Raw genomic sequence first — 24,667 nt, 5'->3', positions numbered from 1 at the left:
TGGGCGAGGACTCCGGTCAGGCCGGGTACGGGCTCGCCTCGCGTGCCGCACTCAAGGCGGCGGCCCACCAGGCCAGTTGATCGAGCAGGGTCTTGGCGTATCCGGGCGCCTGGGGGTCCAGCGGCTGCCCGTCCTCCCACGCGGTGAAGTAGTTCGGAAACGCCAGACCGTCGCGGATGGTCACCGCGTGCAGTTCGGTGAGGACGTTCTCCAGGTGGAGGACGGCATGACGGCCGCCGGCCGCGCCGCCGTAGCTGACGAAGGCCACGGGCTTGGCCGTCCACTGGGTGAAGTGCCAGTCGATGGCGGCCTTCAGGGCGGCGGGGTAGCTGTGGTTGTACTCGGGCGTGACCAGGACGAACGCCTCCGCCCCCGCCAGACTGGACGTCAGGGGCGCCATCCCTTCGGGGCGCGAGTAGGAGTCGCCCGCGTACTTCGGTGACTCCGCGGGCAACGACAACGGGATCTCCACGTCGGCCAGGTCGACGACCTCGACGTCGAACCCGCCGTGCACGCGCGCCTGTTCGGCGACCCAGGAGGCGACGACGGGCCCGAACCGTCCTTCCCGCACGCTTCCGACGACGATGACCAGCTTGTGGTTCCTCTGCTTCTGCTGCTCGTTCTCGCTCATGCGATCCACGGTCCATCGTGTCCGGTGCGGCAACCAGACCGGGCGCAGGCTGGCCCCCGCAGGGCCACGCTGAGGCAGCCGGGCGAACCGGCCCCGCCACTAAACTCCGAGTCATGGGCACGCCATTGGGGGACTTCGTCCGAGCCAAGCGCGACAGCATCCAGCCCGAGTCGTTCGGGATCCCCGACCGGGGCCGCCGCCGCTCCCCGGGCCTACGACGCTCAGACCTCGCCGCCCGCGCCGGGATCAGCGTCGAGTACCTCACCCGCATCGAGCAGGGCCGGGACCGCAATCCGTCCCCCGCCGTGGTCAATGCCATCGCCGATGCCCTGAGCCTGGACGCCGCCGAACGTGAGCACCTGCGTTACCTCACCAAGATCACCGGCGGAGCCTGCCCCACGCACCGGCGGCCCGCGCCGCCCAGCCGTGAGGTCCGCCCGACCGTGCTGGCGACCCTCCAACTCCTCGATACCTCACCCGCGTTCGTCACCAACCGCCTGGGCGACGTGCTCGCGCACACCACGGGGTTCGAGTTGGTGATGCGCGGCAGCGGGCTGCTGGACACGCGGGAACCGAACCTGACGCGCTATGTGTTCACCGATCCACGCGCCCGGACGTTCTTCCCCGACTGGGACCAAGTCGCCGACGAGCAGGCCTTCGACCTGTGGCTCGGACCGTCCCTGGAGACCTCGGAGTGGTTCACGGCCGACCTCGCTCCGCTGGCAGGCCAGGAGTTCACCCGGCGCCTCAACCGACACCTGCCACCGCCACAGGTCCCGCTCCGCCTCAACCACCCCACCGAGCACGAACTGCGCTGGCAGCGCGAGCGGTTGGAGCTGCCGCGCACGGACGCGCAGGAACTGGTCGTCCTCCTGCCCGCCGACGAGACGACGGCCCAGGCCTTGGAGCGCCTCCGCCGCAGGCCTGGCGGCGCCCTCCGCGCGATCGGCTAGCGGGCGGCCGAGTGGGTCGTGAACGCGGTCCAGGCGATGGGGGAGACGGTGAGGGTGGGGCCGCTGTCCGCCGGGTTCTTGGAGTCGCGGATGTGGATGGTGTGGGGGCAGGTGGCGACCTCGACGCACTGGCCGCCCTCCTCACTGCTGTAGCTGGACTTCCGCCAGGCGTAGGCGACTTCGAGGCAGGCGCCGCCTTCGCTGCCGCTGTAGCTCGACTTGAACCACTCAAGTGCGGTGCTCATTGATCTCCTGGCAGACGGTCGAGCAGGTCCCTTGGCTCCTGTGGAGACAAGGCCTGTGACCGCAGCATCGCATATTTGCGTGCCATGACGGACACTTCGTCCGGGTCGGAAACCCACTGGCTGCCGCGCTGACCTTCGGCATAGGCGAGGTGCTGGTGGTCTGGTGTCTCAAGGAGGATGAACGGGCCGTCCAATCCTGCGTGTGCAGACGTGTTCATCGGCAGGAACTGGAGTGAGAGGCCCGGGAGTTCGGCACACTCGCGCAGGAAACGGAGTTGCTCGCGACGGGCCTTCGGTGTCCCGATGCCGAGATGCAGCACCGGCTCCCAGATCACGAAGCTCATCGTCGGCGGGTTCTTGCGCTGCAGGATCTCCTGCCGCTCGATACGTCCCGCGAGCTTCGCCGCGATCTCGTCCTCGTCGTACGCCGGAATGCGTTCCGCCAGGACCGCGCGGGCGTACTCGGTGGTCTGGAGCAGACCGGGGATGACGGCGTTGTCCTACCACGACAGAGCGATGGCCTCGCCCTCGTGCAGCATGTACTCCTCGGCATAGAGCGGGAATTGGTCGATCTCCGGCAGGTTGTCGACCCCCGCCGCCAACGTCCCCTTCGTGTCGAGGATCAGATCCAACGTCTTGGCGAGCGACAGCATCAGCCGCCGCCTGCCCTGTTCGATCGACGCGATGGTCTCCTCGTCGACCATGGCCCGTTCGGCGAGCTGACGTTGCGTCAGTCCGGCGGCCATGCGGGCCGCTTTGACCTGTGAGCCCAGCAGCCGCATCGTCGAGCGGTTCTTCTTCGAGTTCATGCTGTGGTGCTCCCCACATCCACCCGTTACGGACCCCGCACGGACCCGTACTCCGCCCGTACAAAAACGGATCCAGGCCTCACGCCCTGTCAACAGTAGTGACGCTCAGCAACTCTTGTCCCGTGAACCCGAGTGAGAAGTTCTTCCGGCGGGAACGCCGGTCCGTGCCCGCTGCCAGGCGCTTCGCGCACGCGTTCCTCGCCGAGTGGGGACTCGCGGAGGCCGAGCGCGGCGGCGATGTGCTGCTGTGTGTGAGCGAGTTGGCGACCAACGCGCTGGTGCACGGGGTGCCGCCGGGACGCCAGTTCCGGGTGTTCCTGCGCTACGACGGTCACGCGGTGCGGGTCGAGGTGCACGACAGCGGGGGCGGCGTACCGCACGTGGACGAGGCCGGCGACGGCGACGAGGGCGGGCGCGGACTGCTGCTGGTCGCCGCCCTCGCCGACAAGTGGGGCGTGGGGGAAAGGGACTTGGGCAAGGTGGTGTGGGCCGAGTTCGCCACCGGACAGCACCTGGAGGACGACGTTGACCCCCAGCGGCACACCACCCCGCATCTGGGATCCGCACGGCAGCCTGCACCGCAGCCCGCCGCCTCGGCATCCGCGTGATCGAGGTCGACGGCACGCTCGACGCGGCCGCTGTGGCCGAGCAGTTCGCCCCGTACCTGGATGACCGGGATGTCCTGGATGACCCGGACAAGGCCTAGCTAGCGCCCCAACAGCCGCCGCACGCGGCGTACTTGACGGTTGTCCGCCACCGCGTCGAGGAAGCGGCGCCCGCCCCCGGACTCGTACGCCGGGCCCTCCACGCGCAGCACCGTGCCGTCGCGGACGACCGCGTACGCGAGGGGCTTGGCCGTCTTGGGGAGGTTGACCGGGTGGCGGCCGGCGGGGAGCTTCAGGCGGGCGGGGAGGCGGAGTTGGGCCGTTTCCGTGCCGGGGGCCGGGAGGAGTTCCGCCTGTACTCCCAGCGTGCCCACGGTGACCTTCAGGCGGGCGGGGGCGCTGTCTTGCGCCGCCGCGACGTACGGGAGCTGGAGTGAACTGCCCTCGCCCCGGCCGGCGTTGGTCGCCGCCACCGTCGACGTGTCCTGGTTCAGCTTGCGCTGGCGCTGGTCCACGTCGAGGGCGAGCTGGCCGCTGCCGGTCCAGTACGGGAGGGACAGCCGGCCGCCGGTCAGCGCCGGGTCCGCCGCCGGGGTGCCCGGTGTGGCGTCGCCCGTCACGCGAACCATCCGGTCCACGCCCAGGAGTTGGACGTAGGCCCACACGTCGTGCACCCCGCGCTCCAGCGGGCGCCCGCCCGCCAGGCGCTCCGGGTCGAGGGACAGCCGGCCGGAGGCGACCACCTGGGAGCGGCCCTCGCCGAGCGGTCGTAGGCGAAGGTCGAGGTCGCCCTCGGGGTACCACCAGTCCTCGCGGTCGCGGTCCTTGACGATCAACTCCGCGTACGCCAGGCGGAAGGGGTCCGGGACCTCCCAGCCGTCGGCCGTGCCCGCAACGCCGTCCAGGAGGTCGGGGTCCAGCCACCGCTTGCCGTCCCGCTCGACCAGGGTCAGCGGTTCGCCGTCGCCGCGCAGGAGTTCCAGCGTGATGTCGGCGACCAAGTGGCCGTTCTCCCAGCGGGGTTCGCCCACCGTGGTGCGGGGCTTGATCTCGCGGACGCGCTCGGCGAGCGCCGTCGCGCCGTCGAAGTCACCCGCCTCCAGGAGGGTGGCGCGCAGCCGGGACACGGCGGGCAGGCCCTCGCGGACCGCCGCCGGGAACTCCTCCACCGCCACTTCCCGTGCCGCCTCGAACCGCCGGCGCTGCTCGGCCGGGTCCTCGCGCAGGATCTCGGGCTCACGGGTCCGGGAGAGGACCTCGACGTGGTAGAGGCGGTGGAGGAGGCGGTTCTGGAGGGCGTCGATGTCGTCGGAGGCGGGGGTGCCGTCCTTGATCTGGCGGGCGATCGTGCGGGTGTTGGCCCAGAAACCGTGCCGGGGGTCGAAACGGTGCTGGGTGTTGTTGCCGCCGTCGTCGCGCTTCATCCAGTAGTAGACGGGATAGTCGGCGAGGATCGCGATCCGCTCCGCCTTGAGGTACGCGGCGCTGACGAACGCCAGGTCCTCCAGGATCCACGGGCCCTCGGGGAAGCGCAGCCCGTGCTCCTCGACGAACGCCCGCCGGAACATCTTGTGCGGCGACATGCTCTGCATCAGCTCGTCGTTCTCGATCGTGCAGGCGTCCACCGTGTGCCGGAACAGCCGCCTCGGCCGCACCATCGTGCTGGACATCTTGCCGAGGACGACGTCCGCCTCATTGCGCTTCGCGTGCTCGTACAGCCGCTCCAGCGCCTCGGGCCCCAGCTTGTCGTCGTGGTCGACGAACTGGATGTACTCGCCCTTCGCGTGCCGCATGCCGAGGTTGCGCGGGGCGCCCGGCCAGCCCGAGTTCGGCTGCGTGTGCACCTGGACGTTGGGGTGCCCGGCGGCGATCTTCTCCAGGCGGCTCAGGGTGTCGTCGGTCGAGCCGTCGTCGACGTAGACGATCTCGTACTCGTCGGCGGGCAGACTCTGCCCCAGCAGCGAGGGGGCGCACTCGTCGACGTACTTCCCGGTGTTGTAGACGGGAACGATCACACTGACCTTGACTCTGGGCATCCCCGGACACTACACAGCTAAGTCACACGTCCGTCAAAGCACTCCCTTTTCCCCGTATCAGTCCCCGCGGGCAGGAAGCAGGCCCGCACCACGGTTCCCGGCGTGGTCATCGCCATCAGCGTGTACACGTACGTGTCCGCCTCCACCGCGTTGCCCACCTCGGCCGCGTGCCCGGATTCCGCCCGGCCGGGCACGACGAACTCGATCCGGTCGCCGATCCGGCCGCCCCACATCCGCGCCCAGGTCGTCCCGCAGATCCTGCTGTGCCGCAGCTCCACCCACGCGCCGGTGGCCGTCTCGCGCTGGGTGATGGTGTCCGGCTGCGGCGCACAGCGCATCGCCAGCGGGCTGCGGCCCTCGCAGTCCGCGCCCCGACAGCCCGGCCCGGACACCACCGTCGCCGTACTGCTCGCGGCGGTCGGCGACAGCGGAGTCGACTTGGAGGGCCCCGGAAGCAGCACCAGCGCGAGCACCACGGCACTCACGGCCACCGCACACACGGAGGCAAGCACGGCCAGCGCGGCGATACCGCGCTGCTCGGGGGCGGAGTGAGGGGCGGTGGCCGGCGGAGCAGCAGCGGGCCCATCGGGCACAGGCGCCGGCACCGGTGCCGGCACTGGCACTGGCACTGGCACCTGTACCGACGCCGTCCGTCCGCTCGCCTCCGACTCCGCGATCTCCCACAGGGCCAGGCACCGGCCCATCGGTTCCCCGGCCAGGCGGCACAGGTCCTCGACCGCCTCGCGCGGTGGCAGCGTTCTGCCGTTGAGATATCTCTCCCACGACGACTTGCTGTACGTCGTCTTCGCGGCGAGCCCCGCCATACTCAGTCCGGTCGCGGCCCGCAACTCCCGCAGTGCGGCGGCCAGTTGACTCATCCGCGCAGCGCCTTCCAGGTGTGCGGTCCGACCATGCCGTCCACGGCGAGCCCGGCCTGCTTCTGGAACGCCTTCACCGCGTGCTCCGTCAGCGGACCGAACATCCCGTCGATACCGCCTGGCGAGATCCCCGCCCGCCGCAGCAGACACTGCGCCTCGGCCACCGCGGGACCATTGCTCCCCACGGCCAGATTCTCCTGCTGGGTACGGCTGTTGCCCGCGTACCAGTGCCCGCCGGCCCGCTCCATCCGGCAGGCGTACGGCGACGGCGAGGCCGGCGCGGGCGCGGCCAGCGGCGCCGTCGACGACCGTGCCGTACCGCCACCGCCGTCGTCCATCAGCCGCACGGTCACCAGCACCGCCGACGCCACCGCCAGCACCAGAGTCACCGAACCCGCCACCAGCGCGATACGCAGCACCCGCCGCTCGGGCGAGAGCGGGGGCCGAGCCGTCAGCACGATCTCCGGCTCCGTCTCCGGCTCCGGGGTCGTCGCCGACTCCGGGCCCGGTACGGCCGCGGGCCACGCCTCGGCCGCCACCTCGCGCAGCGCCAGCAGCCGGGTCGGGTCCTCGCCGCAGACCCGGGCCAGCGCCGCCACGGCCGCTACGGGAGGCAGGGCACGGGCGCCGAAATACCGCTCCCAGGACTTCGGGCTGTACTCCGTGCGCACCGCCAACTGCCGCACGCTCAGCCCGCTGTGGTCCTTCAGCCGACGAAGCCGCACCACCAACTGCCGGACCCGCGGGTCCAGTTCCGCAGGCAGCGCCTTCCAACGCGACATGTGCCCCCCAGTTCGCGTTCGGGGACCGGGGTCAGCGGTCCCTGCCGCGTCGCATTCTGCATCACGGATCACTCCTCGCACGGCTATTCGGTTCCGCAGCGCGAAGGGAATCGGCCAAGGTCCACAACGGTCCGCCGGGCGTCCCGCCCCACCGTCCCCGCTGTCATCGTCCCCGCAGGTCAGACGGGGTGCCGTCCCATGTGGACGTCACTTGGGCCCAGGCCGTGGCGAGCTGCCCGGCGCGGCCCGCAATCTCGTTCCAGCACGACGACCGACTACCCGAAAGAGGAACCCATGCGACCGAATGTCGTGGCCAGGACCCTCGTCAGCCTCACCGCCGTCGCCGGTATCGCGGTCGGAGGCGTCGCGTTCGCCGCCCCCAGCTTCGCCGCGCCGGCCGCCTCCGTACAGGCCTCGTCCGTCTCGATCCAGGCGGTCCAGAACTTCGGCCTCACCACCGCCGAGGCGGAGAAGGTGCAGAACTGGCTGAAGACGTACTGGGGTTACACCGACTCGATCGACGGGCAGCTCGGCCCGAACAGCTGGAAGGCCTTCCAGCGCTGCCTGGCGACCTACTGGGGTTACACCGGCGCCATCGACGGCGACCCCGGCGTCAACACCATCAAGGCGCTCCAGCGGCTGCTGGCCAACAGCTGGGGCTACACCGGTGCGATCGACGGCGACGCGGGCTCGGGCACCAGGGCCGCGTTCAAGCGCTTCGCCAACGGCTGAGGTCACCGGCGTCTACGACCGCGGCCCGTCCTCTCGCAGGAGAGGACGGGCCGCGGCGCGGAGCGTCGGCGACCGACGACAACGCCGCAGGTGGGCGTGCCAGACCCCGCGTCTGCGGCATGATCCGCCGGACAGGCCCTAGAGCTTCTCGGGCGTCCTGATGCCCAGCAGCGCCATGCCCCGGTGCAGGGTGCGGGCCGTCAAGTCCACCAGGAACAGGCGGTTCTCCACGACCTCCGGCGCGTTGTCCGGCGACAGCACATGGCACTGGTCGTAGAACGTCGTGAGCACGGACGCCAGTTGGTACAGGTACGCCGTGAGCTTGTGCGGGGCGTACTCCTTCGCCGCGTCCGTGACCACCTCGCTGAACTGGTCCAGGTGCAGGCCCAACGCCCGCTCCGCCGGGGCCAGTTCGAGCTCCGGGTGAGCCAGCGGCCGGGCCTCGCCCGCCTTGCGCAGGATCGACTGGATACGGGCGTACGCGTACTGCAGGTACACCGACGTGTCACCGCTCAGCGACACCATCTGGTCCAGGTCGAACTTGTAGTCCCGCACGGCGGACGTCGACAGGTCGGCGTACTTCACGGCGCCGATCCCGACGTACCGCCCGTTCTCGACGATCTCCTCCTCCGTCAGGCCCACCTTCTCGGCCTTCTCCCGGACGACCGCGGTCGCCCGCTGCACCGCCTCGTCGAGGAGGTCCTCCAGCTTCACCGACACACCCGCACGCGTCTTGAACGGCTTGCCGTCCTTGCCGAGGATCGTGCCGAAGGCCAGCTGGAACGCCGTGACGTCGTCGTTCAGCCAGCCGGCCCGCCGCGCGGTCTCGAAGACCATCTTGAAGTGCAGGGACTGCCGGACGTCGACCACGTACAGGAGCGAGTTCGCCTTCAGGTTGAAGACACGGTCCCTGATCGCGGACAGGTCGGTGGCCGCGTAGCCGTAGCCGCCGTCGGACTTGCGGACGATCAGCGGGGTCCGGTTGCCGTCCGGGCCCTTGATGTCGTCGAAGAACACGCACAGCGCGCCGTCCGAGATCTCCGCGACCCCGGACTCCTCAAGGAGCCGGCAGGTCTCGTCCAGCATGTCGTTGTAGCCCGACTCGCCGACGATGTCCGGGTCCCGGATCTCCATGTCCAGCTTCTCGAAGACGGAGAAGAAGTAGATCTTCGACTCGTCGACGAACTTCTGCCACGCGGCCAGCGTCTTCGGCTCGCCCGCCTGGAGATCCACCACCCGGCGCCGGGCCCGCGTCTTGAACTCCTCGTCGGAGTCGAAGAGTTTGCGGGCCGCCTTGTAGAGCCGGTCGAGGTTCGACATCGCCTCCTCGCCGGTCACCTGCGCGTCGCCGTGGTCCAACTCGCCCGGGTGCTCGTCCAGATACTGGATCAGCATGCCGAACTGGGTGCCCCAGTCGCCGATGTGGTGCCGCCGGACCACCGACTCGCCGGTGAACTCCAGGAGTTGGACCAGCGCGTCACCGATCACCGCGGAGCGGAGGTGGCCGACGTGCATCTCCTTCGCCACGTTCGGCTGGGCGTAGTCGATGACGGTGGTGCCCGGGTGCTCGGCCACGGGCACGCCGAGGCGGGCCTCGTCCGCGTAGCGCGCGGCCAGGTTCTCGGTGATCGCCCTGTCGGTGATCGTGATGTTCAGGAAGCCGGGGCCGGAGACCTCGACGTCCTGGATCACCTCACCGGTCGTGATCCGCGCGACGACCTGCGTCGCCAGCTCCCGGGGGTTGGCCTTGGCCTTCTTGGCGAGGGCGAGGATGCCGTTCGCCTGGAAGTCGGCCCGGTCACTACGTCGCAGCAACGGGTCCGCGTCCGCCTCCGGCAGGGTGGCCGAGAGGGCGTTCGCGAGGCGCTGGTGGACTAGGTCGGTGAGCGACGTGACCGGAGCCATGGGGTGGGAGCCGTTCTCCTCGTGGGTTTGGTAGACACGGTCAGTATCCCACGGGGGGTGAAGCGATTTTTTGGCCGCGGGCCCGGTGGGGGCTGGTCGCGCAGTTCCCCGCGCCCCTTGAAGGCGGCTGCGCCGCCGTCCAAGGCTCAGCCCCTGTTGTTGGGCCTCACCCACCTCCCACGGCCGTGGGAGGTGGGTGAGGCCTGGATGGCGGCGCAGCCGCCTCTCAGGGGCGCGGGGAACTGCGCGACCAGCCCCCACCGGGCCCGCAGGCAAAAACCCGCCACCCCCCAGCGCCCGCTTCAGAGTCACGGCCTTGGAAAAGCCGTTTTCGTGGATGTCGGGTCGCCTGGGACAATGGCAGGGTCAGTCGTGCGACCGTACCGGCTGCCCCGTGCCAGAAAGAAGGACGTGCCGATCGTGGCTCAGAGCACCGAGACCACCGACTGGGTCTCCCGTTTCGCGGATGAGGTCATCGAGGAGTCGGAGCGTCGGGCCCCGGGCAAACCGGTCGTCGTCGCGTCCGGGCTGTCCCCGTCAGGGCCCATCCACCTCGGCAATCTGCGCGAGGTCATGACCCCGCACCTCGTCGCCGACGAGATCCGCCGCCGGGGCCACGAGGTCCGGCACCTCATCTCCTGGGACGACTACGACCGCTACCGCAAGGTGCCGAACGGGGTCGAGGGGATCGACGGCAGCTGGGCCGAGCACATCGGCAAGCCGTTGACCTCCGTGCCTGCCCCGGCCGGGTCGGCGTATCCCAACTGGGCCGAGCACTTCAAGGCCGCCATGGTCGCCTCGCTCGCCGAGCTGGGCGTGGAGTTCGACGGGATCAGCCAGACCGCGCAGTACACCTCCGGCGTGTACCGCGAGCAGATCCTGCACGCCATGAAGCACCGCGGTGACATCGACGCCATCCTGGAGCAGTACCGCACCAAGAAGGCCCCGGCCAAGAAGCAGCAGCAGAAGGCCGTCGACGCCGCCGAGCTGGAGGCCGAGGAGGGGTCGGGGGCCGCCGAGGAGGACGACGGCAGCTCCGGGTCCGCCGGGTACTTCCCGTACAAGCCCTTCTGCGGCAGCTGCGGCAAGGACCTCACCACTGTCACGGCCTACGACGACGACACCACCGAGCTGACCTACGTCTGCACCGAGGACGGCTTCACCGAGACCGTCCTGCTGAGTGAGTTCAACCGCGGCAAGCTGGTCTGGAAGGTCGACTGGCCGATGCGCTGGGCCTACGAGGGGGTCATTTTCGAGCCGAGCGGTGTCGATCACTCGTCTCCGGGGTCCTCCTTCCAGGTCGGCGGGCAGATCGTCGGGATTTTCGGCGGGGAGCGGCCCATCGGGCCGATGTACGCCTTCGTCGGCATCAGCGGCATGGCCAAGATGTCCAGCAGCAAGGGCGGGGTCCCCACCCCGGCCGACGCGCTCCAGATCATGGAACCGCAGCTCCTGCGCTGGCTCTACGCCCGCCGCCGCCCCAACCAGTCCTTCAAGATCGCCTTCGACCAGGAGATCCAGCGGCTCTACGACGAGTGGGACAAGCTGGACGGGAAGGTCGCGGACGGTTCCGCCCTGCCCGCCGACGTCGCCGCGCACTCCCGTGCCGTACGCACCGCCGCCGGTGAACTCCCGCGCACACCCCGCCCGTTGCCGTACCGGACCCTCGCGTCCGTCGCCGACATCACCGCCGGGGCCGAGGACCAGACGCTGCGCATCCTCGGCGAACTCGACCCCGCCAACCCCCTCTCCACCCTCGACGAGGTCCGCCCCCGGCTCGACAAGGCCGAGGCCTGGATCAACACGCACGTCCCCGCCGACCAGCGGACCATCGTGCGCGACGAACCCGACATCGACCTCCTCAAGTCCCTCGACGAGCCGGCCCGGCAGTCCCTGCGCCTGCTCACCGACGGACTCGCCGACCACTGGTCCCTGGACGGCCTGAGCCACCTCGTCTACGGCGTCCCGAAGGTCCAGGCCGGCTTCTCCGCCGACGCGACCGCGAAGGAACTCCCGCCGGAGATCAAGACCGCCCAGCGGACTTTCTTCGCCCTCCTCTACCACCTGCTCGTCAGCCGTGACACCGGCCCGCGCCTGCCCACGCTGCTGCTGGCGGTGGGACAGGAGCGGGTGCGGAGTCTGCTCGGCGAGTAGACCGTTCCACGACGACGGGGGCGCCCGGTGCCATCGAGCACCGGGCGCCCCCGTCGTCGTACGAGAAGCGCCTACGCGATGTGGTCTTCCTGGAGTTCCGCCGTGTGACGGTTGGTGAAACGGTTGACCATGCGGTCGGCCTCGCGCTGCGGGAGCGTGATGCCGTATGTGGCCTCCACGTCACCCCGGAACTGGCCCCCGGTCGGGTAGCTGCCGTCTATCGACTTCTTGAAGATGAGGTAGTAGTCGTCCTCGGACGGCTCGGTGCCGCCGCCCGCACCCAGTTCACGGGTACGGCCCGGCCCCGCCGGGATCGGGAACGTACCGGTGTCCTCGGGCGAGGGCTCGGGCTCCGGCTGCTCCTCGTACTGCTGCTGCGGGAACGGCTGCTGTTGCTGCGGGAACTGCTGCTGCTCGAACCGCCGTTGCCGCTCGAACTGCTGCTGCTCCTCCTCGTACTGCTGGAACTGCTCCGCCTGCTGCTGCTCCGCGTACCACTCCTGATACGCGGCATCCGGGTCGTACGTCGGGTCGTAGCCGCCCTGGTACGCCACGGACTGGGGGTCGCGCGCCTGGAGCCACTGGCTCTGCAGCTCGGCGTACTCCTGCTCCTGCTGCGTCTGCTGTTGCCGCTGCTCGTTCGCCGCGGCGGGCGGCAACTGCTCCCGGACCGGAGCCGGGTTGTTCTGCACGGCGGCCGGTGCCTGCTCCGGCTCGCGGGCCGGCTCCAACTGCGGGGCGGGAGGCAGCAGTACGGGCTCGATACCCGCCGCCGCCAGACCCGAGGGAGCCGTCTCCGCGAGCGGGACGCCGTAGCGCGCCAGGCGCAGGGGCATCAGGGACTCCACCGGGGCCTTGCGGCGCCACGCGCGGCCGAAGCGGGAGTGGAGCCGCGCCTGGTAGACGAGACGATCCTGCTCCAGCTTGATGACCTGCTCGTAGGAACGCAGCTCCCACAGCTTCATCCGGCGCCAGAGAAGGAACGTCGGGAGCGGGGAGAGCAGCCAGCGGGTGAGGCGGACGCCCTCCATGTGCTTGTCGGCCGTGATGTCGGCGATCCGGCCGATCGCGTGCCGGGCCGCCTCCACGGAGACCACGAACAGGATCGGGATCACCGCGTGCATACCGACACCGAGCGGGTCGGGCCAGGCCGCCGCGCCGTTGAACGCGATCGTCGCGACCGTCAGCAGCCACGCCGTCTGGCGCAGCAGCGGGAAGGGAATCCTGATCCAGGTCAGGAGCAGGTCCAGGGCGAGCAGGACGCAGATCCCCGCGTCGATACCGACCGGGAACACGTACGCGAAGTTGCCGAAGCCCTTCTTCAGGGCGAGTTCGCGTACGGCGGCGTACGAACCGGCGAAGCCGATACCGGCGATGACCATCGCACCGGAGACCACCACGCCGATGAGCACCCGGTGCATACGTGTGAGCTGAATGGGCGCGGACACCCGTACTCCCCTCCCCTTGCATGGTCTTGCGCGGAACAGGGTGGCACATGTGTGCGGCGTCCTGGGCGCCCGGCCGACAGGAGCCCGGCGCCGAGGAGGTGCCGGGCTCCGTCAAAAGGCTTGGCTGACCTGCGAGTTGAGGGTGGAAAACGGTGTGGATGTGACGGTCAGCTCTTCTTGCTCGCGGAGGCGGAAGGAGAGGCCTTCGACGCCGACTTGGAGGGCGAGGCGGAGGGGGACGCGGTCTTGGAGGGGGCCGCGGAGGGCGAGCCGGTGCTGCTGCCGCCCCCGCTGCCGTTGGCCGTCGTGACCGCCGCCACGGCCTCCTTCACGGCCTTCTCCGCCGCCTTCGTCAACGTGTCCGCGCTCGGCGTCTTGTCGCCCGCCAGACCCGCGCCGTTGTAGTCGACCGTGACGACCACGTTCTCGACCCGCGCCACCACCGTCTGCTGCTTGAAGGCGCCTTCCTTCTTCTTCAGGTCGTAGCGCACCGCCGTGGCCTCGTCGCCCGCGCCCGCGACCGGCTCCGACTTGACGTTCTTCGCCCCGGTGACCGCCTGCGCCCCCTGCACCTGTTTGGCGTAGTACGACGCCGCCAGCTTGTCGCCCTCGCCCTGCGTCTGCGAGGAGTCGAACCGCAGCAACGACACGTTCAGCCAGCGGAACTGCGAACCCTTGACCCCGTTGTTGTCCAGGCTCGTCCAGGAGCAGCTGCCACGCGACGCCGTGTCGGTCGACGTCCCCTCCTTGCCCGACTTGGCCCCCTCCGGGACCAGGTCGGTCAACGTCTTCTTCGACAGCACCGCGCACGGCTCCGGCAACTTCTTGTACGCCGCCGCCCGCACCGGCGGAGCGGCCGTGGCGTTGGCGGAGGTCGTCGCACCGACGCCCGTGGTGTCCTTGCCCGCGTTGTCGCCGGAGCCGGAGTCCGAGGAGCAGCCGGCCGCGATCAGCATCACCGGGACCGCTGCCGCGCAGACAAGGACGCGGTGAAGACGCTTCGCTCGCTGGTGGGTCCGCTGGTCACGCTGTGCTGGTTGATGCATGGTTCCTTCACTCATGACGCTCGTGGTTCCTGCCGTCGGATCGGGTCCGAGGGGCCACGGTACGCGGTGAGTCGGCTGTGCGGTCTCCGTTCACGGGCTTTGAACGGGGGCTTGGAAGCGGCCGTACGAGCCGCTAACCGTTGAGCGAGTCGGCCAGCTGTGCGGCCAGTTTCCGCGCCCTGTCCTGCATCTTCTGGCTGTCCGGGATCACACCGACCGTCGCCGGCTGCTCCTCGTACTCGATGGTCACAATGACGTTGGACGTGCGAAACACCACAGTCACCGTCCGCTGCTTGGCCGTCGAACCGGAGCTGCTCAACGCGTCGTCGAGGAACGCCTCGTCACCGAGATCGGAGAGCGTGCGGGGCTGGAGGGCGGACGGCGTGGTGGAGTCGGAGGGGGAGACGGACGAGGACGCGGACGCGGAGGAGGAAGCGGTGGGGGTGGCCGAGGGAGTCGCGGAGCCGGAGGCCGAAGGGGTCGCCGAGTCCGACGCGGCGCCGGTGCTCGCGGCGGGCTCCGGGAGATCCGCCGCAGTCTCCTTCGTCGCGAAGATCGTCTTCGCCTGGCTGTCGTCGCTCACCGCGTTGTCGTAGGACACCACCCGCTCGAAGTCGACCAGCAGATGGTCGGTCGCGTCCGTGGACTCCACCTTCCAACGGCAGCCCACCTTGCGGTCCGTGTCGTACGTCAGCGTCGCCTCGCCCGCGTAGGCGGCCGCGCGCTGGTCCGCGTCGGTGATCTGCTTGATGCCCGGCAGCAGGGAGTCCAGCGTGCTCTGGCCGACGGCTCCGCAGGGCTCCGGAAGCGTGCGGTACTTGCCCGGCTGGGCCGCCGCGGTCGCGGTACCGGCGTCGCCCGGGTTGGCGTCGTCCGTGGTACCCCCGGTGCCCGAACCGCTCGTACAGCCGGCCAGCAGCGCCACGAGGAGCGCGGCGGCGCCCGGTACGTATGCCTTCCGCTGCACGGTCGGGCTCCTCTCGACGACGATCAAGGGCTCTGGACGATGATCAAGGGTCCTGCCAGTGTCCCCGCTGGTTAATCGCTTGCCGCACCGGGGGACCCCCTGGAGACAATGTGTATCGCACGCACAGCCGTGAACGCCGGTCCGGTGTCCCTTTCGTTGACCTTGGCGCCGGTTTTGCGATTTTAGACTTCTGTTGTTTTTCGGGGGAATGAGGATGAAATGTCGTATGTAGAGATACCGGGCGCGAAGGTCCCGATCCGCATGTGGACCGACCCGGCGTCGGTCGAGGAGGGTGCACTCCAGCAGCTCCGCAACGTCGCCACCCTCCCCTGGATCAAGGGTCTCGCCGTCATGCCCGACGTCCACTACGGCAAGGGCGCGACGGTCGGTTCCGTCATCGCCATGCGGGGCGCGGTCTGCCCGGCCGCGGTCGGCGTCGACATCGGCTGCGGAATGTCCGCGGTCAAGACCTCCCTCACGGCCAACGACCTCCCCGGCGACCTGTCCCGCCTGCGCTCGAAGATCGAGCAGGCGATTCCGGTGGGGCGGGGGATGCATGACAGTCCGGTCGATCCCGGGCGCATGCACGGGTTCGCGACCGCGGGGTGGGACGACTTCTGGGGGCGGTTCGAGGGGGTTGCGGATGCGGTGAGGTTCCGGGAGGAGCGGGCTGCGAAGCAGATGGGGACGCTCGGCGGCGGAAATCACTTTTGTGAAGTTTGTGTTGATGTGTCCGGTTCGGTGTGGCTCATGCTCCACTCCGGATCCCGCAACATCGGCAAGGAACTGGCCGAGCACCACATCGGCACGGCGCAGAAGCTCCCGCACAACCAGGGGCTGGTCGACCGTGACCTCGCCGTCTTCATCGCGGACACCCCGCAGATGGCGGCGTACCGCAACGACCTCTTCTGGGCGCAGGAGTACGCGAAGTACAACCGCACCATCATGATGGCGCTCCTGAAGGACGTGATCCGCAAGGAGTTCAAGAAGGCGAAGCCGGCCTTCGAGCCGGAGATCTCGTGCCACCACAACTACGTGAGCGAGGAGCGGTACGAGGGCGTGGACCTGCTCGTCACCCGTAAGGGAGCGATCCGTGCCGGCTCCGGGGAGTACGGGATCATCCCGGGCTCGATGGGCACGGGTTCGTACATCGTGAAGGGCCTCGGCAACGAGAAGGCCTTCAACTCGGCCTCGCACGGCGCGGGCCGGCGCATGAGCCGCAACGCGGCCAAGCGCCGCTTCTCGACCAAGGACCTGGAGGAGCAGACGCGGGGTGTGGAGTGCCGCAAGGACTCCGGTGTCGTGGACGAGATCCCGGGGGCGTACAAGCCGATCGAGCAGGTCATCGATCAGCAGCGGGACCTTGTGGAGGTCGTGGCGAAGCTGAAGCAGGTCGTCTGCGTGAAGGGCTGAGAAGTCAATGCGCCGGTCGCTCCGAGGTCCTTCTGGGATCTCTGTGAATTCACGCCCTATTCCTGTGAATTCCGGCGGCTGGCGCATTTCAATTGGTGTGCCGTTTGTGAAAGCATTGATTGCGCGCGTTCCTTATTGCTGGCCTCGAATATCGCTGTGATGCTGCCTGGGTGTTTCGCCAAACCCGCCCGCGGCGTCACGGAGGTCAGCACATGTCCGAGCGGTACCAGAATCAGAGCGAGTTGAGCCGGCGGGCCGTCGTGGCCGCCGGTGCGGCGACCGCGCTCGCGGCGACCGTGGTCGGCGGTGCCACCTCCGCCCGGGCCGCCACCGGCACCGCGGCCGGTGCGACGGCCGGCAGTTCACGTACAAGGACCCGAAGACGGGCAGGTCACTGCCGTACAACCTCTACGTCCCGAAGGGCTGCGACAAGACCAAGTCCTATCCGCTGGTCCTCTTCATGCACGACGCGAGCCTGATCACCACGACCGTGCGGGCGACGCTGGTGCAGGGGTTGGGCGCGGTGTGCTGGGCCGCTCCCGAGAAGCAGGACAAGCGGCCGGCGTTCGTGCTGGCGCCGCAGTACCCGGAGGTGGTCGTCGGCGACGACTACAAGCCGACGTCGCTCTTCGACACCACCGCCGACCTGGCCCGGGAGCTGACCGGCACGTACAGCATCGACACCGACCGGCTGTACTCCACCTGCCAGTCCATGGGGGCGATGATGACCCTCGGCCTGAACATCAAGTACCCCGACCTGTTCGCGGCGTCGTGGGTCGTCGCCGGCCAGTGGCCCGCCGCCCGGGCCGCACCGCTGGCGAAGAAGAACCTCTGGGTCACGGTCTCGCAGGGCGACACCAAGGCCTGTCCCGGGGAGAACGCCATCATGGCCGTCGTCGAGAAGGCCGGGACGAAGGCCGGCCGTGCGGTCTGGGACGGCCAGTCCACGGCGGCGGAGTCCGCCGCGGACGTCAAGGCCATGACGGCCAAGGGCACCACGGTCAACTGCGCGACGTTCAAGAAGGGTTCGACCCTGGCTGGAGGCCTGGCCGACGCGCACGGCGTCGAGCACAACTCCACCTGGCCGATCGCCTACACCATCGAAGGCATCCGGGAGTGGATCTTCCAGCAGCGGAAGTAGGCCCCATCGGCCGGGTTTCGGCTCAGCCGCCGAGGCGCTTCTCCATCAGCGTCACCGCGTACGGGCTCCCCAACCCGCCGTCCTTCGCCCGCTGTTCGCCTACGACCGTGTAGCCCGCCGACTCGTAGTAGGCGCGCAGGCGGGGGTTGGCGGAGAGGCAGTCCAGGCGGGCGTACGGGCGGCCGGTCGCGGTGATACGGGATTCCGCCTGCGCGAGCAGCCGGCGTCCCGTGCCCGGCGGGGCGGTGTGCGGGGTCGTCATCAGGCGGTGGACGTAGCCCGCGTCGGGCGGGCGCGGTCCCCAGGCCGCCGGGTCGTCCCACCAGAGTTCGCAGGCGCCGGCCAGGCTCTGGCCGTCGTACGCCAGCCACACCTCGCCCTCCCGCACGCGCCGCAGGAAGTGGTCCTCGTCCTTCTCGCCCGGCTTCCACTGGTCGATGCCCCGGGCGAGTTGCCACAGGGCCGCGCTGTCCCGGAGGCGGACGAGTACGACGGCGTCCGCTTCGGCGGCTCTGCGGTAGGTCAACTCGGGCCAGGCGGTGGGCTGTTCCTCAAGCAGCCTGTCGCGCAGGGTGGTTGAGAGAGCCGTCGCGTCCAGGGACAGGGCCTTGGTCACATAGCCCTCGACCGAGCCGTAGCGGCTGGTCAGTCCGGCAAGGAACAGGCGCATGACCGCTGCCGGGGCGTGGCCCCAGGCCGGCCAGGCCGGGGCGCGGCCGCCGTTGCGGGCCTGCCAGGCCGACAGGAGGGCGGGGGTGGCCAGTTCGGTGAGGGTGAAGTCCTCGACGACCGTCTCCTCGGGGACGCCGAGCAGGCCGAGGACCAGTGCCGCGAGCAGGCCGGTGCGGTCCTTGCCGGAGGCGCAGTGGAAGACGAGGGGGGTGCCCGTCCCGGCCGCCGCCGCGATCAGTTCCAGCGCCTGCCCGATCTCCTCGGTGCCGTCCTCGGCGACCTCCGCGTACCGCTCCGCCAGGTACGGTCCCGGGTCGGTGTCGGGGGTCAACACCGCCTGGTCGTAAGGGCGGTGCTCGATACTGAGGTTGTGGTAGGTGAACGACGCGTGCTCCGGGACACGGCCCCTGCGCTCGATCTCCCAGGGGTAGCGGAGGTCGATCACCGTACCGATGCCGAGGCCGAGGAAGCGGGTCCAGTCGTCCGTGTTCTCCCTCAACTTGCCCAGGGAGTCGGCCCGGTAGAGGAGTCCGGGGCGGACGCGGCGGCCGTCCGGGGTCGGGTAGCCGCCCAGGTCACGGAAGTTGGGGAGATCGTCGAAGGGGAGGTGTCTGTCCACGGGCGGTGACTTTATGCGGTGGCCGGGACTTCATACGGTGGCCGGTCGGCGGAACGCGTCGGCATGGCGGGCGCACCAGTCGGCGAACGTGCGAGGCCTGCGGCCGAGCAGGCGCTCCACGGTGTCCGTCCGGAAGCCGACGGTGTCGGCGCGCATGAGTGCGAAGCCCTCGGTGACGGCGGCGGCGAGCGCCGGGGGCGCGCCGTGGGGGAAGCGGAACCGTACGATCTCGTCCGGTGTGGTGGTGGCCCTGACCTCGATGGTGCGGCCGACGGTCTCGGAGATGATCCGGACCTGCTCGGCGACGGTGAACGTCTCGTCGCCGGTGAGGGCGTACTCCTCGCCCTCCTCCTCGTGGCCGGTCAGGACGTGGGCGGCGACCGCGGCGATGTCGGCGGGGTCGATCGGCGCGTAGCGGCCGGGGCCGACCGGGTCGAGGACGTAGCCGCCGTCGTGGATGGTGGGCAGCCAGTCGAGGGCGTTGGTCATGAAGCCGCCGGGCCGGAGGAAGGTGGCGGGGATGCCGGAGGCGCGGATGATCCGCTCGCGCTCGTGGTGCCAGCGACCCATGGCGGGGACCGGGTCGAGCAGGACGTGGGCGGAGGACAGGTGCACGAGGTGGCGCACTCCGGCCGCGCGGGCGGCGGCCACCGCCGTGGTGGTGTGGTCTGTGCCGATGCCCTGGGTGAGCAGGAACAGTCTGTCCACGCCGGTGAGGGCGGGGGCGAGTGTGTCCGGGTCTCCGAGGTCTCCTACGACGAGTTCGGCGTGGTCGGACGGGGGCAGTCCGGTGGCTCGGGCTCGGGCGGGGTCGCGGACGAGGAGCCGTGACTTCTCGCCCCTGTCGTCGAGTTCGCGGGCGAGGGCCCGGCCGATGTTTCCGGTGGCGCCGGTGACCAGTATCATTGCGGCTCCCAAAGTCGTTTGCCGTCTAATGAGTTCGCGAGAACGCTAGCCGGTGAATGATTAGCCGTCAATCGACTTGCTCGAAAGGCCGCCATGTCCGAGTTCCTGGACCTGCACGGCAGGACGTCGAAGGTGCTCCGCTCCCTGGCCGACGCGGCCATGCGGCGCCACGGGCTGCACGTCGGCCAGAACCACCTGCTCGCCGTGCTCTGGGAACACGACGGCGCCACACCCGGCGAGGTCGCCGCCGCGCTGCACGTCACTACGCCCACCGTCGTCAAGATGGCCGACCGGATGACCGCGTCCGGGCTGCTCACCCGGCGCCGCGACGACCGGGACAACCGGCTCGTCCGGCTCTGGCTCACCGACGCGGGGCGCGCGCTGCGCGAACCGGTCGAGGCGGAACGGCGGTTGATCGAGGAGCGGGTCACCGCGGACCTCACCGAGGCCGAACGCGCGGCTCTGCTCAGCGCCTTGAGGAAGGTCCACCGCTCGGCGAGCGATATCCTGAACGGCGATCAGGCCTGACCGTCGCTCGCCGCTTCCTCACTTGTTCGGCGCGTGCGTCACCGCGTAGATCATCACGAAGGCGACGATGTGGATGCCGAAGAGGAAATAGGCGAGGAAGTACCAGACCTTGCGCTCGTTCCTGGTCTCCTCGGCCAGTCGGCGCTTGTCCATGGCCTCTTGGGAGTTGTCGGGGCGTCCCTCCTCGTCCGGCATCACAGCTCCCGGTGGACCTTGGTGTTCGAGGCCTGGGCGCGCGGGCGGACGACGAGGAGGTCGATGTTGACGTGGCTGGGGCGGGTGACCGCCCAGGAGATCGTGTCGGCCACGTCGTCCGCCGTGAGCGGCTCGGCGACGCCCGCGTAGACCTTCGCCGCCTTCTCCGTGTCCCCGCCGAACCGGGTCAGCGCGAACTCGTCCGTCTTGACCATGCCGGGCGCGATCTCGATGACCCGGACCGGGGTGCCGACGATCTCCAGCCGCAGCGTCTCGGCGAGGACATGGGCGCCGTGCTTGGCGGCGACATAGCCCGCGCCGCCCTCGTACGTGCCGTGGCCCGCAGTGGAGGAGACGACCACGACCGTGCCGTCGCCGCTCGCGGTGAGGGCGGGCAGCAGGGCCTGGGTGACGTTCAGCGTGCCGAGGACGTTGGTCTCGTACATCGTGCGCCAGTCGGCGGGGTCGCCGGTCGCGACCGGGTCGGCGCCGAGCGCGCCGCCCGCGTTGTTGATCAGCACGCCGATCGTCTTGAAGGCGGTCGCGAACTCGTCGACCGCGGCCCGGTCGGTGACGTCGAGCTCGTACGCCGTCGCCTTGTGGCCCGCCTTGTTGATCTCCTCGGCCAGCGCCTCGATGCGGTCCTTGCGGCGGGCGGTGAGGACGACGCGGTAGCCGGCCGCGGCGAGCCGGCGGGCCGTGGCGGCGCCGATTCCGCCGCTCGCCCCGGTGACGACCGCGATACGGGAGGCGGCGGACGGTGCGGCGGTGGCCATGGGCTGCTCCTCGGGAGGGATCCACTGGTTCGTGCGTACGACTGCGTCCAGGATAGGCGGGCCCGGCGGCGGCTCAGTTTCCGCGCGGCGCCCACATGATCACGGCCATTCCGGCCAGGCAGATCAGGGCGCCGGTGAGGTCCCAGCGGTCGGGCCGGTAGCCGTCCGCGACCGCGCCCCAGGCCAGCGAACCGGCGACGAAGATCCCGCCGTACGCCGCGAGGATGCGGCCGAAGTGGGCGTCGGGCTGGAAGGTGGCGACGAAGCCGTACACGCCGAGGGCCATCACCCCGCCGCCGATCCAGAGCCAGCCGCGGTGTTCGCGCACCCCCTGCCAGACCAGCCAGGCGCCGCCGATCTCGAAGACGGCGGCGAGGACGAAAAGGGCCGCGGAACGAAGTACGAGCATGACCGCCACCCCATCACACGGGTGTCACCCGATCACCCGGGTGTCACCTGATGGACGGCGCCTGTCGGGCGCTCCGCGTGGGATACATCCGTACGACCACGATGGCCTGCGGATGTGCGGACGTACTGAGGAGTGGATGGCATGCGGGAAGTCGTACGAGTGCTGCGGGTACTGCGGGTCGGTGCCGTAGTGGGTGCCGCGTTCGCGGTGATGGGAGCGGCCCCCGGTGTGCCGGCTCCTGAGGCGGACCTCTCCTATCACGGCTCCGTCGCCATGACCGAGGGCCGGATCGACGTGCGGTTCACCCCGCGCAACCACGGCCCCTCCGCCGTCCCCGACGCGACCGTACGGCTGCGCTGGTCGAAGCCGCTCGCGGACCGGCAGACGCTGCCCGAGGGGTGTGCCCGGTCGGGGGAGCGGGCGGTGGTGTGCCGGACGGGGGCGCTCGCGGCGGACGAGGTGGGCGAGCGGATCGAGCTGCGGGTACGGCTGCGGGACGCGTCCTCCGAGGTGCTGCTGGAGCTCGACACGGTGTGGGGCGGCGGCGCGGTGGACGGGAACCGGGCCAACGACCAGCAGCGGGTGCTCGTCCTCGACACCGGTGACACCTACTACTTCTGAGCCACGCCCGTAGTACCCCTGAGCCACGCCGCCGACCACGTCGTACGATCTCGATCTCCGCACGGCACAGGCGACGAGGGGTACGACATGTCCGGGAACGCGCGGGCGCGGCTGCTGGACGAGTTGTCCACCGTCTCGCGCCGGTACATGGCGTCGTACGCCCTGTTCAACCAGGCCGTCGCCGACCGCCTCGGGCTGCACCCCACCGATCTGCAGTGCCTGAACCTGCTCACGCCGGAGGCGGGGCCGGTGACCACGGGCCGGATCGCCGAGCTGACCGGGCTGACGACCGGGTCGGCGACACGGCTCGTGGACCGGCTGGAGCGGGCGGGGTACGTCGTCCGGGAGCGGGACGCGGAGGACCGGCGGCGGGTGCTGGTGGCGACGGTCCCGGAGAAGATCACCGAGTTCGGCCGGATGTGGAACCGGCTGGGCGGCGGCTGGTTCACCCTCTTCGACGACCTCGCCGACGCCGAACTCGCCGTGATCGTCGGGCACATGAGGCGGACGGTGGAGTTCAGCGGGCGGCAGATCGCGCGGTTGCGGGCGGGGGAGGTCTGAGCGGGGGCCCAGGGGACGGCTAGGAGGGCGTCCCGTCGTCCCCGTCGTAGCGCCCCCGTGCCTCGTGGACTTCCTCGATGTGGGTCTCCGCCCAGTCCTTCACGGCGAGCAGCAGCATGCTCAGACTGGCGCCGAGCGGGGTGAGTTCGTAGTCGACGCGGACCGGGACGGACGGGGTGACCGTGCGGGAGAGGATGCCGTCGCGTTCCAGTGAACGGAGCGTCTGCGTCAGCATCTTGGGGCTGACGCCGGCGATCTTGCGGGCGAGGTCGCTGTAGCGCATCGGGCCGCGGGACAGGGCGGCGACGACGAGGCTGACCCACTTGTCGCTGATGCGGTCGAGGAGCTGGTTGGTGGGGCACTCGCGGATGAACGCGTCGTACTCGACACGTGCCTGTTCGCGCTTCTGGGCCGCTGTCATGGTCGCCATGGGCCGTGGCCTCCGTTCACTTCCACTCACTTGCGGGGTAGGTACGCACCTTCGGGTAACTACTTCCCGATGGATAGTAGCTCTTCCTAGGGTTGCCGACAGCTGAGGAGATACCGAAGCGAACACCCCATACGAGGAGCTGTCCGGCATGCGTGCTGCAGTGGTGACGACGTTCGGCGGGCCCGAGGCGGTTCGGGTCGTGGAGACGGAAATTCCCGAGCCGGGCGCCCGGCAGGTGCGGATCAAGGTCGCGGCGGCCTCGCTGAACCCGGTGGACGCCGGAGTGCGCGCGGGAGCGTTCGGGGGCGCGGGCAAGCGGCTCGGCCTCGGCTGGGACGTAGCCGGGACGGTGGACGCGACCGGCGTCGCGACGGCGTGGCAGGTCGGCGACGAGGTGGTCGCCCTGCACTACGGCGCGGTCAAGCCGCTGGGCACGCACGCCGAGTACGTCGTCGTCGACGCGGACGCGGTCGCGAAGGCACCGGAGGGCGTGGACGCGGTGGACGCCGGCACCCTGCCGCTGAACGCGCTGACCGCCGTACAGGCCCTGGATCTCCTGGAGTTGACGTCGGGTCAGACGCTGTTGGTGACGGGCGCGGCAGGGGCCGTAGGCGGCTTCGCCGTCCAACTCGCCGCGCAGCACGGAGTGTTGGTGACCGGGCTCGCCCGCGCCGGCGACGAGGAGTTCGTACGGGCCCTGGGCGCCGCCGAGTTCACGAGCGAGGGGGTGCCGGCGGGGAGCGTCGACGCGGTGCTGGACGCGGCGGTCCTCGGGGAGCGGGCGCTGGCGTGGGTGCGGGACGGGGGCGCGTTCACCGGGGTGATTCCACAGGCCGCGCCGGCCCCGGAGCGCGGGGTGCGGACCGGGGCGGTGGAGGTGAGCCCGGACGGCGCCCGGCTCGCCGAACTGGTCGCCCTGGTGGAGAAGGGCGTACTGACGCTGCGGGTGGCGGACACGTACCCCCTGGCGGACGCGACCGCAGCGCACGCGCGACTCGCGGAGGGCGGGGTGCGGGGGCGACTGGTGCTGGTGCCGTAGGGGATTCGGTCCCCTTGCCCCGGCCCCGCGGTCGCCTGAGCATTCGCTCCCCTCCGCACCCAGCCCCCTCCGCACCCACCCCCGAGCCGCCCCTGGGGGAGGGCTCCACCCTGCGTCTCCACCCGGATTTCCACCCGTGGGTCCGGGAGCTTTTCCGGTATCGGCG

General features: G+C 70.2%; 25 protein-coding genes and 1 pseudogene. 10 read left to right on the top strand and 16 right to left on the bottom strand.

All coding sequences use genetic code 11. From position 1 onward, the window contains the following. Positions 1-16 precede the first annotated feature (16 nt). Complete coding sequence (locus ACWDEW_RS27175) at positions 17-631, bottom strand: NADPH-dependent FMN reductase (protein WP_450515815.1); 615 nt, start codon at positions 629-631, stop codon at positions 17-19. Positions 632-744: 113 nt separating this feature from the next. On the opposite strand from ACWDEW_RS27175, the gene ACWDEW_RS27170 reads away from it, so the two are divergent. Then, complete coding sequence (locus ACWDEW_RS27170; RefSeq protein WP_450515813.1) at positions 745-1,584, top strand: helix-turn-helix domain-containing protein; 840 nt, start codon at positions 745-747, stop codon at positions 1,582-1,584. On the opposite strand, the gene ACWDEW_RS27165 is transcribed toward ACWDEW_RS27170, so the two are convergent. Further along, entirely contained in the window at positions 1,581-1,829 is a 249-nt protein-coding gene (locus ACWDEW_RS27165; protein WP_450515811.1) for a DUF397 domain-containing protein, read from the bottom strand. The genes ACWDEW_RS27170 and ACWDEW_RS27165 overlap by 4 nt on opposite strands. After that, positions 1,826-2,638, bottom strand: a pseudogene (locus ACWDEW_RS27160) (helix-turn-helix domain-containing protein). Before ACWDEW_RS27160 ends, ACWDEW_RS27165 begins: the two are co-directional and overlap by 4 nt. Positions 2,639-2,760: 122 nt before the next feature. On the opposite strand from ACWDEW_RS27160, the gene ACWDEW_RS27155 reads away from it, so the two are divergent. Next, the gene (locus ACWDEW_RS27155) at positions 2,761-3,246 is read left to right on the top strand and encodes an ATP-binding protein (RefSeq protein WP_450515809.1); all 486 of its coding nucleotides are present in this window, start codon (positions 2,761-2,763) and stop codon (positions 3,244-3,246) included. Between the two features lie 98 nt (positions 3,247-3,344). Here ACWDEW_RS27155 and ACWDEW_RS27150 read toward each other — a convergent pair whose 3' ends face one another. Genes ACWDEW_RS27150 through ACWDEW_RS27140 form a run of 3 tightly spaced genes read right to left on the bottom strand, consistent with a single transcriptional unit; the run spans position 3,345 to position 6,939 of the window. Beyond that, the gene (locus ACWDEW_RS27150) at positions 3,345-5,279 is read right to left on the bottom strand and encodes a glycosyltransferase family 2 protein (RefSeq protein WP_450515808.1); all 1,935 of its coding nucleotides are present in this window, start codon (positions 5,277-5,279) and stop codon (positions 3,345-3,347) included. A gap of 17 nt (positions 5,280-5,296) precedes the next feature. Continuing rightward, a complete protein-coding gene (locus tag ACWDEW_RS27145; protein WP_450515806.1) occupies positions 5,297-6,157 on the bottom strand; it encodes a helix-turn-helix domain-containing protein in 861 nt (286 codons plus the stop codon). After that, on the bottom strand, positions 6,154-6,939 hold the full coding sequence (locus ACWDEW_RS27140; protein ID WP_450515804.1) for a peptidoglycan-binding protein: 786 nt from the start codon (positions 6,937-6,939) through the stop codon (positions 6,154-6,156). Before ACWDEW_RS27140 ends, ACWDEW_RS27145 begins: the two co-directional genes overlap by 4 nt. A gap of 294 nt (positions 6,940-7,233) precedes the next feature. Here ACWDEW_RS27140 and ACWDEW_RS27135 point away from each other — a divergent pair, with 294 nt between their 5' ends. Beyond that, positions 7,234-7,671: a peptidoglycan-binding domain-containing protein gene (locus ACWDEW_RS27135; protein WP_450515802.1), complete on the top strand. Its 438-nt coding sequence runs from the start codon at positions 7,234-7,236 to the stop codon at positions 7,669-7,671. 138 nt (positions 7,672-7,809) lie between these two features. Here ACWDEW_RS27135 and argS read toward each other — a convergent pair whose 3' ends face one another. Then, entirely contained in the window at positions 7,810-9,576 is a 1,767-nt protein-coding gene (argS, locus tag ACWDEW_RS27130; RefSeq protein WP_450515800.1) for an arginine--tRNA ligase, read from the bottom strand. 411 nt (positions 9,577-9,987) lie between these two features. On the opposite strand from argS, the gene lysS reads away from it, so the two are divergent. Continuing rightward, positions 9,988-11,730, top strand: coding sequence for a lysine--tRNA ligase (gene lysS, locus ACWDEW_RS27125; RefSeq protein WP_450515798.1), 1,743 nt, complete (start codon positions 9,988-9,990; stop codon positions 11,728-11,730). 71 nt (positions 11,731-11,801) lie between these two features. Here the strand turns inward: lysS and ACWDEW_RS27120 are convergent, their stop codons facing one another. From ACWDEW_RS27120 to ACWDEW_RS27110, 3 genes are all read right to left on the bottom strand, one after another. Beyond that, positions 11,802-13,151 (bottom strand): DUF2637 domain-containing protein, encoded by a 1,350-nt coding sequence (locus ACWDEW_RS27120; protein WP_450515849.1) that lies wholly within the window; start codon positions 13,149-13,151, stop codon positions 11,802-11,804. A 194-nt stretch (positions 13,152-13,345) separates the two neighbouring features. Next, positions 13,346-14,239: a DUF3558 family protein gene (locus tag ACWDEW_RS27115; RefSeq protein ID WP_450515796.1), complete on the bottom strand. Its 894-nt coding sequence runs from the start codon at positions 14,237-14,239 to the stop codon at positions 13,346-13,348. Between the two features lie 118 nt (positions 14,240-14,357). Beyond that, the gene (locus tag ACWDEW_RS27110) at positions 14,358-15,191 is read right to left on the bottom strand and encodes a DUF3558 domain-containing protein (protein ID WP_450515794.1); all 834 of its coding nucleotides are present in this window, start codon (positions 15,189-15,191) and stop codon (positions 14,358-14,360) included. Positions 15,192-15,410: 219 nt separating this feature from the next. Between ACWDEW_RS27110 and ACWDEW_RS27105 the strand changes: the two genes are divergently transcribed. Continuing rightward, positions 15,411-16,604, top strand: coding sequence for an RtcB family protein (locus ACWDEW_RS27105; protein WP_450515792.1), 1,194 nt, complete (start codon positions 15,411-15,413; stop codon positions 16,602-16,604). A 460-nt stretch (positions 16,605-17,064) separates the two neighbouring features. Beyond that, positions 17,065-17,745, top strand: a complete 681-nt coding sequence (locus tag ACWDEW_RS27100; RefSeq protein ID WP_450515790.1) for a carboxylesterase family protein — start codon at positions 17,065-17,067, stop codon at positions 17,743-17,745. A gap of 22 nt (positions 17,746-17,767) precedes the next feature. Here ACWDEW_RS27100 and ACWDEW_RS27095 read toward each other — a convergent pair whose 3' ends face one another. Both ACWDEW_RS27095 and ACWDEW_RS27090 read right to left on the bottom strand, forming a co-directional pair. Further along, entirely contained in the window at positions 17,768-19,036 is a 1,269-nt protein-coding gene (locus ACWDEW_RS27095; RefSeq protein ID WP_450515788.1) for a GNAT family N-acetyltransferase, read from the bottom strand. A 30-nt stretch (positions 19,037-19,066) separates the two neighbouring features. Then, positions 19,067-19,942, bottom strand: a complete 876-nt coding sequence (locus tag ACWDEW_RS27090) for an NAD(P)H-binding protein (protein WP_450515786.1) — start codon at positions 19,940-19,942, stop codon at positions 19,067-19,069. A 93-nt stretch (positions 19,943-20,035) separates the two neighbouring features. On the opposite strand from ACWDEW_RS27090, the gene ACWDEW_RS27085 reads away from it, so the two are divergent. Further along, positions 20,036-20,470, top strand: coding sequence for a MarR family winged helix-turn-helix transcriptional regulator (locus ACWDEW_RS27085; RefSeq protein WP_450515784.1), 435 nt, complete (start codon positions 20,036-20,038; stop codon positions 20,468-20,470). An 18-nt stretch (positions 20,471-20,488) separates the two neighbouring features. Here ACWDEW_RS27085 and ACWDEW_RS27080 read toward each other — a convergent pair whose 3' ends face one another. The 3 genes from ACWDEW_RS27080 to ACWDEW_RS27070 all read right to left on the bottom strand — a co-directional run bounded on the left by ACWDEW_RS27080 (position 20,489) and on the right by ACWDEW_RS27070 (position 21,850). Next, positions 20,489-20,665: a hypothetical protein gene (locus ACWDEW_RS27080; RefSeq protein ID WP_450515783.1), complete on the bottom strand. Its 177-nt coding sequence runs from the start codon at positions 20,663-20,665 to the stop codon at positions 20,489-20,491. Next, positions 20,665-21,441: an SDR family NAD(P)-dependent oxidoreductase gene (locus ACWDEW_RS27075; RefSeq protein WP_450515781.1), complete on the bottom strand. Its 777-nt coding sequence runs from the start codon at positions 21,439-21,441 to the stop codon at positions 20,665-20,667. The genes ACWDEW_RS27080 and ACWDEW_RS27075 overlap by 1 nt, the downstream gene beginning before the upstream one ends. A gap of 73 nt (positions 21,442-21,514) precedes the next feature. Then, positions 21,515-21,850 carry a YnfA family protein gene (locus ACWDEW_RS27070; RefSeq protein ID WP_450515779.1) on the bottom strand — a complete coding sequence of 112 codons (336 nt, stop codon included), beginning with the start codon at positions 21,848-21,850 and terminating at the stop codon, positions 21,515-21,517. A 141-nt stretch (positions 21,851-21,991) separates the two neighbouring features. On the opposite strand from ACWDEW_RS27070, the gene ACWDEW_RS27065 reads away from it, so the two are divergent. Both ACWDEW_RS27065 and ACWDEW_RS27060 read left to right on the top strand, forming a co-directional pair. Beyond that, the gene (locus tag ACWDEW_RS27065) at positions 21,992-22,471 is read left to right on the top strand and encodes a hypothetical protein (protein WP_450515778.1); all 480 of its coding nucleotides are present in this window, start codon (positions 21,992-21,994) and stop codon (positions 22,469-22,471) included. An 87-nt stretch (positions 22,472-22,558) separates the two neighbouring features. Next, positions 22,559-23,032, top strand: coding sequence for a MarR family winged helix-turn-helix transcriptional regulator (locus tag ACWDEW_RS27060; protein ID WP_450515776.1), 474 nt, complete (start codon positions 22,559-22,561; stop codon positions 23,030-23,032). Positions 23,033-23,051: 19 nt separating this feature from the next. On the opposite strand, the gene ACWDEW_RS27055 is transcribed toward ACWDEW_RS27060, so the two are convergent. Next, on the bottom strand, positions 23,052-23,462 hold the full coding sequence (locus tag ACWDEW_RS27055; protein WP_450515774.1) for a winged helix-turn-helix transcriptional regulator: 411 nt from the start codon (positions 23,460-23,462) through the stop codon (positions 23,052-23,054). A gap of 148 nt (positions 23,463-23,610) precedes the next feature. Between ACWDEW_RS27055 and ACWDEW_RS27050 the strand changes: the two genes are divergently transcribed. Then, positions 23,611-24,501: an NADP-dependent oxidoreductase gene (locus tag ACWDEW_RS27050; protein WP_450515772.1), complete on the top strand. Its 891-nt coding sequence runs from the start codon at positions 23,611-23,613 to the stop codon at positions 24,499-24,501. Positions 24,502-24,667: the final 166 nt, after the last annotated feature.

This window comes from Streptomyces sp. NPDC001100 (assembly GCF_053598575.1).
This window is presented reverse-complemented; position numbering and strand designations above follow the sequence as displayed.

Excerpts from the sequence above, each read along its gene's own strand:
- ACWDEW_RS27175 (WP_450515815.1), bottom strand. The coding sequence starts at position 631 with ATGAGCGAGAACGAGCAGCAGAAGCAGAGGAACCACAAGCTGGTCATC.
- ACWDEW_RS27170 (WP_450515813.1), top strand. The coding sequence starts at position 745 with ATGGGCACGCCATTGGGGGACTTCGTCCGAGCCAAGCGCGACAGCATC.
- ACWDEW_RS27165 (WP_450515811.1), bottom strand. The coding sequence starts at position 1,829 with ATGAGCACCGCACTTGAGTGGTTCAAGTCGAGCTACAGCGGCAGCGAA.
- ACWDEW_RS27150 (WP_450515808.1), bottom strand. The coding sequence starts at position 5,279 with ATGCCCAGAGTCAAGGTCAGTGTGATCGTTCCCGTCTACAACACCGGG.
- ACWDEW_RS27145 (WP_450515806.1), bottom strand. The coding sequence starts at position 6,157 with ATGAGTCAACTGGCCGCCGCACTGCGGGAGTTGCGGGCCGCGACCGGA.
- ACWDEW_RS27140 (WP_450515804.1), bottom strand. The coding sequence starts at position 6,939 with ATGTCGCGTTGGAAGGCGCTGCCTGCGGAACTGGACCCGCGGGTCCGG.
- ACWDEW_RS27135 (WP_450515802.1), top strand. The coding sequence starts at position 7,234 with ATGCGACCGAATGTCGTGGCCAGGACCCTCGTCAGCCTCACCGCCGTC.
- argS (WP_450515800.1), bottom strand. The coding sequence starts at position 9,576 with ATGGCTCCGGTCACGTCGCTCACCGACCTAGTCCACCAGCGCCTCGCG.
- ACWDEW_RS27120 (WP_450515849.1), bottom strand. The coding sequence starts at position 13,151 with ATGCACCGGGTGCTCATCGGCGTGGTGGTCTCCGGTGCGATGGTCATC.
- ACWDEW_RS27115 (WP_450515796.1), bottom strand. The coding sequence starts at position 14,239 with ATGAGTGAAGGAACCATGCATCAACCAGCACAGCGTGACCAGCGGACC.
- ACWDEW_RS27105 (WP_450515792.1), top strand. The coding sequence starts at position 15,411 with ATGTCGTATGTAGAGATACCGGGCGCGAAGGTCCCGATCCGCATGTGG.
- ACWDEW_RS27100 (WP_450515790.1), top strand. The coding sequence starts at position 17,065 with ATGCACGACGCGAGCCTGATCACCACGACCGTGCGGGCGACGCTGGTG.
- ACWDEW_RS27090 (WP_450515786.1), bottom strand. The coding sequence starts at position 19,942 with ATGATACTGGTCACCGGCGCCACCGGAAACATCGGCCGGGCCCTCGCC.
- ACWDEW_RS27085 (WP_450515784.1), top strand. The coding sequence starts at position 20,036 with ATGTCCGAGTTCCTGGACCTGCACGGCAGGACGTCGAAGGTGCTCCGC.
- ACWDEW_RS27080 (WP_450515783.1), bottom strand. The coding sequence starts at position 20,665 with ATGCCGGACGAGGAGGGACGCCCCGACAACTCCCAAGAGGCCATGGAC.
- ACWDEW_RS27075 (WP_450515781.1), bottom strand. The coding sequence starts at position 21,441 with ATGGCCACCGCCGCACCGTCCGCCGCCTCCCGTATCGCGGTCGTCACC.
- ACWDEW_RS27070 (WP_450515779.1), bottom strand. The coding sequence starts at position 21,850 with ATGCTCGTACTTCGTTCCGCGGCCCTTTTCGTCCTCGCCGCCGTCTTC.
- ACWDEW_RS27065 (WP_450515778.1), top strand. The coding sequence starts at position 21,992 with ATGCGGGAAGTCGTACGAGTGCTGCGGGTACTGCGGGTCGGTGCCGTA.
- ACWDEW_RS27060 (WP_450515776.1), top strand. The coding sequence starts at position 22,559 with ATGTCCGGGAACGCGCGGGCGCGGCTGCTGGACGAGTTGTCCACCGTC.
- ACWDEW_RS27055 (WP_450515774.1), bottom strand. The coding sequence starts at position 23,462 with ATGGCGACCATGACAGCGGCCCAGAAGCGCGAACAGGCACGTGTCGAG.
- ACWDEW_RS27050 (WP_450515772.1), top strand. The coding sequence starts at position 23,611 with ATGCGTGCTGCAGTGGTGACGACGTTCGGCGGGCCCGAGGCGGTTCGG.